The sequence below is a fragment of the Allobaculum sp. genome, from assembly GCF_047010065.1.
GTDB classification, from domain to species: domain Bacteria; phylum Bacillota_I; class Bacilli_A; order Erysipelotrichales; family Erysipelotrichaceae; genus Allobaculum; species Allobaculum fili.
The window spans coordinates 1-5,385 of record NZ_JBKXLD010000104.1; the positions used below are offsets into that span (position 1 = coordinate 1).

Below are 5,385 nucleotides of genomic sequence, written 5' to 3' on the forward strand. Positions count from 1 at the left end.
GTTTTTCAGTTCGTAGTAAATTCTCGCTTCTGCGCGCTGGTGATCCGTGGCGGAAAGCTTCAGTCCGTTGGCAATGCGCGTACAGGCGCCATACGTTACGCCCATCCCGCCGTAAAACGGGGCGAAGCAGCTTTTCTGTAAATCTTCCAGAGAGTAATTGCGGGCGAGAATCGCACGCGTTTCGGACAGGCTGACACCCCAGTGCATCAGGGTCAGAGCGAGTTCTTCTTTTCCCTGCAGATTCGCAATGCCTTCGCTGACGCGTACCGCCAGATTTGGGCGCAGATCGCATTTGGTGATCAGGACTTCCGGATTTTCTCGAATTTTCTCAAGCGCGCTTTCCCCGAGCGCGTCGACGATTTTTTCGGCGCTGCGCTGGCCGACATACGGGAAAAAATCGGAACTGAGAAAGCGGACCAGCGTCTCTTCCTTGCTGGTTTCCTGCGCCTGCCAGCTTGAAACTTCAAACTGAAGTCCATAGCGGGGATCCTGAATCCAGTGTCCGAAAAGCGTCACCGCGTCTCCGACGAGCAGAGAATTCAGACCGCCGCCCTTGAACACCAGATCTCTTTTTTCTTCATACTGCAGACGGCCGATCTTAAAGCTTCCCCGCTCAAAAATGAAAGTGCGGACGGTTCCGCTTATCGATTCGGTTTCCGGCTGTTCCAGCTCCAGCGTTTCGTACTCGCTCATAACTTCTCCCGTCTTTCTGGCCATTCCATTTCGAAATTGGAAATCGATCCGGCTTGCTTATTTCGTGTCTTCGGTTTGAGAAGACGCGCTGTTCTGCTCTTTGGCAGCTTTACGTCGGGCCTTTCTGGCCTTTTCCCGCTCTTTTGCTTCTTTTTTCTTTAATGCTTCCGCCTGACGAACGGCCTCTTCTTTCATTGCGGCTTCGGCTCGGGTCTCGATCGTTTCAAAGACATCGCGATCTTCAAAGAAAACTTGTTCAATGACACCGCCGCCCAGGCATTTATCGCCCATGTAAAATACGGCTTCCTGACCAGGCGTAACGGCTTCGACACCCTGCGGATAGGAAACGATCGCCTGATTGCCATGAACCTCGAGGGTTACCGGAATGTCCTTCTGGCGATAGCGGAATTTCACCGTGCACTGTTTCGGGAATTCAAATCCGTCGGGAACGAGCCAGTTGATCCTTTCAATACGGGCACGATCCGAAACGAGCCAGTGCATCTGGTCGGTACGGGCTACGAAAAGAAGGTTTCGTTCGACGTCCTTTGCTGCGACAAACCAGGGGCCGACAAAGCCGGTAATGTTTAAGCCTTTTCGCTGACCGATCGTGTAATACAGCACCCCCTGATGGGTACCCAGTTTCCGACCGGTATCGATATCGATGATCTTTCCTTCTTTCGCCGGCAGATAGTTGCTTAAAAACTCCCGGAAGTTGCGTTCGCCGATAAAGCAGATGCCGGTGGAATCCTTCTTTTTGGAAACCGAATCCAGATGAAGCTGACCGGCCAGCCTGCGCACTTCCGGCTTAGTCAGCGTACCTAATGGAAAGAGCGTTCTGGAGAGCGGCTCTTTGGCGATCTGCGCCAGAAAATACGTCTGGTCCTTATTCTGATCGGCGGCACGGCCAAGCCAGGCAAATCCGTCTTCGTCAATGCGCGAGCAGTAATGACCGGTCGCGATGGCATCGAATCCGTTTTCCATGGCGTATTTATAAAAGGAGTCAAACTTGATGTACTGATTGCACAAAATATCCGGATTCGGCGTCCGGCCTTTTTTGTATTCTTCCAGGAACGTCGTAAACACGTTGTCCCAGTACTCCCGTACGAAATCGACACGAAGCAAGGGCAGCTGCAGATGCTTTGCAACGGCCTGGGCATCGTGATAGTCCTGCTCCTGCGGGCAGACGGAATTGTACAGATCCGGATTTCCCGCAATGTCATGGTTGAGAAACGAATCCCAGTTGCGCATGAAGCAGCAGGTCACTTCATGGCCCTGCTCCTTCAGTAAATAGGCGGCAATGGCACTGTCCACGCCCCCGCTCAGTCCGACGAGTACTTTCATACTTGAACTCCTTTCCTGTTCTGTTTCGGTATTCCTTCAAGGATAAACTGCCAGAGAAAAAACGGCTGCCGGATCCCGTCTGTTCTGAAACCGTGCAGACTTTCCTCTTTTTCGTCCTTTTCTTTTGGCGCCTGAGGACGCGAAAACCTGCACCGTTAAGATTGTGCAGGGAAATTTGCAGTTCTTTATATTTTGGACTTCCGAGGGCAGTCTGTCAAAACTGCCTCTTTTTCACAAGACGGGCAGTCCAGACGGCCGGCAAGGCCAGTATGAGAAAGCAGCAGCCGACTCCAGGCCGGTCTTATTAGGGGTATACGCGGATCCGCAGCCGAGCCTTTCTCTATTTTCAGTCTGGTTTTCGGTGTTTTCCGTCTGGTTTCTGGCGATCTGAAGTGTACCCCATGGAAAAAGGCTGCCCTTTTACAGACAGCCTTAAATAGTGGTTTTGGGATACGGTGCAGCAGCTGAAAAGCGAAGCCTTCAGTCCATCTCTTCAACCGGTTCTTCAGGCAGACAGAGAACCGGGCCTTCCCCGTTTTCTAATGCTGCGTCCTCAATAGGAATGAAAGAAATCCGCAGTTCCATCCCCAGGCCGTCGGCCAGCCGCTTGAGCAGCTTCAGGGAAGGGTTGCGATGTCCCCGCTCGAGCTTGGAGATATCGCCCTGGTCAATACCGGTGCGGCGGGCTAGCTCGCTCTGCGTGATCTGCAGTCTTTCCCGGGTATCCAGAATGGCATGAACGATTGCGTATTCAGGACTGCCTTCTTCGAGGTCAATCGGTGTTTCCCGCTTTGAAATAACCATAATCAGATCGGCTTCTCCAAAAGGTCCGTCATGAACCGGACCTGTCATTTTCTTCACGTGCCGGCGAAAGCAGCAGCCGGACAAAAACCGTACGAAAGAAAACAGCCCCTGCTGGATTTCAAAATCCAGGCTGCCTGCTTCATGATGCATTTCAGGAGCTTTGCACTCAGAATTCCGGTTTGCGAAGAAGCTTTTCCTTTCTGAACTCGCCGGATCGATTCACGTTCTTAAAGCCCATGGAACGTCTTTGAACAATCTTAATCCGGCCGGGGTGGGAATAATGAGGCGGAAAGTACCCATTCAGCATTTTTTCTGTCGATAAATTAAGATTTTTGTATACCTTTATCATCTTTACAGGGTAATAGAATTGCACGAAATTGTGCTGAACGTGTCTTTAAATTTAGTTTGTATCTTTATGAGACAATTTACAATATTTTTTTATTCGTCTTCCACAATTTTATTCAAATCGGATCCGGATTATGTTGAAATCCGATTCAAATGGGTTCGAATCGTTTTGTGATGATAGACTCATCCATTTGAATGCGCATTCATTTTGAAGTGTTCCTGTACATTATGCCCCCTTCCCGAAATTTCCTCTACTTATAAAGAAAAGAGGGTTGCTTTTGTTAAGAACAAGTAAGGAAAAAAGCGCTGTGAAAGAATTCCTTTCATTTTCATTAACGATTCCTTATTGCTTTCTAATATTAAAGTGCTAAATTCCAGCTCCGGTCATTTTTTAAAAATCCGTTTTGTCCGTCTTTTTCCCTGCCCGAATTTCCTTTCCCGTTTCCTTCTGGAGAAATCCTGTTCGTATTTAAGTACCTTTTCTCGATCTTTGCGTACGATAGTCTTGCCTTATGTTTCATTTAAGGCGTGCAGAAAGATGGTGTTTTTATTCATGGCCTGGTTTCCTCTGTTTTTTGATCTGGAAAACAAACCCGTTCTCATTCTGGGCGGCGGTCATGCCGCTCTGGAAAAAGCGCAGCGGCTTCTTCCCTTCCATGCCCGTATTACGGTCTGTTCCCCTTCTTTTCTTGAAGCATTTGCGTCTTTACCCGTGATGCAAATCGAGCAGGAATGGTCGCCCGACTGGTTTTGTCCGACCGACTATCTGCTGATCATTGCGGCGACCGATCAGCCCGAAATCAATCACGCGATTGCCCTGTGGGCCAAAGAGAAAAACGTTCTTTGCAACTGCGTGGACGATCCGGACTGGTGCACCGTCACCTTTGGAGCGGTCGTTTCCGGAACGGAGTACGCTATCGGCATTTCCACTTCCGGCGCTTCGCCGACGGCTGCCCGCTATTTAAAACAGAAAATCCGGGAGATCGTCCCGGAAGACTTTGATTCCATTCTTCTCTGGCTGAAGCAGCTTCGCCCTTATATTCGCGAGACCGTTCCGTCTTCCCTTCGGCCCGTCGTTTTTCGAAGGCTGTTTGAAGACGCCATACGGAAAGGAAGTGCCCTTTGTGCAAAGGAAGTCGGACGGCTGATTGAGCACGCAGAACACAGGAGGAACTCTATGAATCGAAAGCCTGAAATTTCTCTGGTCGGGGCCGGATGTGCCGGTATTGAAGGCCTTACACTCGCTGCCCGGCATGCGATCGAACGCGCGGATGTCATCGTCTATGACCGTCTGATCGATCCGGAAATTCTGGATTTAAACCCCAATGCTGAAAAAATCGAACGCGGCAAGCGCGGACATGAAAAAAGCTCCAGTCAGCAGGAAATTCATGAACTGCTTCTGGAGCTTTCAAAACGGTATGCGCATATTGTCCGTCTGCAGGGCGGCGATCCGATGGTCTTTGGCCGCGGCATGGAAGAAATCGAAATTCTTCGACAGCACAATATCGATCTGCAGGTTCTTCCCGGCATTTCGAGTTTTTACGGCATTCCCGCCAAAGATCTCTTTGGTCTGACCCGGCGAAATGTTGCCGGCGGATTCATGGTTCTGACCGGAACGAGCGAAAACACACCGCGAACAAAGGAAGAATGGAAAAACATTGCTGAATTTTCCAGAACGATCGTCTTTCTGATGGCGATGAACCGGCTTGATGAAATTTCCCATCATCTGATGGAAGCCGGTATGGATCCGCATACGCCCTGCGCCATTTTTTCGTCACGCTCATCCATGATGACCGCCAGCGTTTCCTGCACGCTCGATTCGCTTTCTGCCTGTGCAAAAGAGCATCAGCTGTTTTCGCCGGCCATCGTAGTCATTTCCGGAACGGCCGCTTTATACGATCCGCCCAGGCATTTGCGCGTCGGGCTTTGCGGATCGGACGCTCTCAATCAGAAGCTGAAAGATCTTCTCCCCGCTTCTGTGCAGTATCAGCAGCTGCTCAAAGTCCGCTATCACGATCTGCCTTTGCCAGACGATCTGTTTGATTCAGGTCTGCCGCAGTGGATCGTTCTGACCAGCGCGCACGGCATTCATGTCCTCATGCGCGAATTTCAGCGCCTGCACATCGATCATAGGAAACTGGCCAATACCCGGTTTGCGCTGATCGGACGCCAGAGCGCCAGAGTTCTCGAATCGTACGGGAT

3 protein-coding genes and 1 pseudogene are annotated in these 5,385 nt (G+C 50.5%); 1 reads left to right on the forward strand and 3 read right to left on the reverse strand.

Translation table 11 applies throughout. The annotated features are described in order from the left end of the window. The 3 genes and pseudogenes from ACLUYS_RS08530 to ACLUYS_RS08540 all read right to left on the reverse strand — a co-directional run. A pseudogene (locus tag ACLUYS_RS08530) lies at positions 1 to 693 on the reverse strand (hypothetical protein); the annotation flags it as partial. Between the two features lie 57 nt (positions 694 to 750). Beyond that, positions 751 to 2,034, reverse strand: a complete 1,284-nt coding sequence (gene mnmA / locus ACLUYS_RS08535; protein ID WP_412659601.1) for a tRNA 2-thiouridine(34) synthase MnmA — start codon at positions 2,032 to 2,034, stop codon at positions 751 to 753. A gap of 480 nt (positions 2,035 to 2,514) precedes the next feature. After that, positions 2,515 to 2,838 (reverse strand): helix-turn-helix domain-containing protein, encoded by a 324-nt coding sequence (locus ACLUYS_RS08540; RefSeq protein WP_412659602.1) that lies wholly within the window; start codon positions 2,836 to 2,838, stop codon positions 2,515 to 2,517. An 883-nt stretch (positions 2,839 to 3,721) separates the two neighbouring features. Between ACLUYS_RS08540 and cobA the strand changes: the two genes are divergently transcribed. Then, on the forward strand, positions 3,722 to 5,385 hold a 1,664-nt coding region (gene cobA, locus ACLUYS_RS08545; protein ID WP_412659603.1), incomplete at its 3' end, for a uroporphyrinogen-III C-methyltransferase.

Bases quoted from the DNA above. Each gene is read 5' to 3' on its own strand.
- mnmA (WP_412659601.1), bottom strand. From the start codon at position 2,034: ATGAAAGTACTCGTCGGACTGAGCGGGGGCGTGGACAGTGCCATTGCC.
- ACLUYS_RS08540 (WP_412659602.1), bottom strand. From the start codon at position 2,838: ATGGTTATTTCAAAGCGGGAAACACCGATTGACCTCGAAGAAGGCAGT.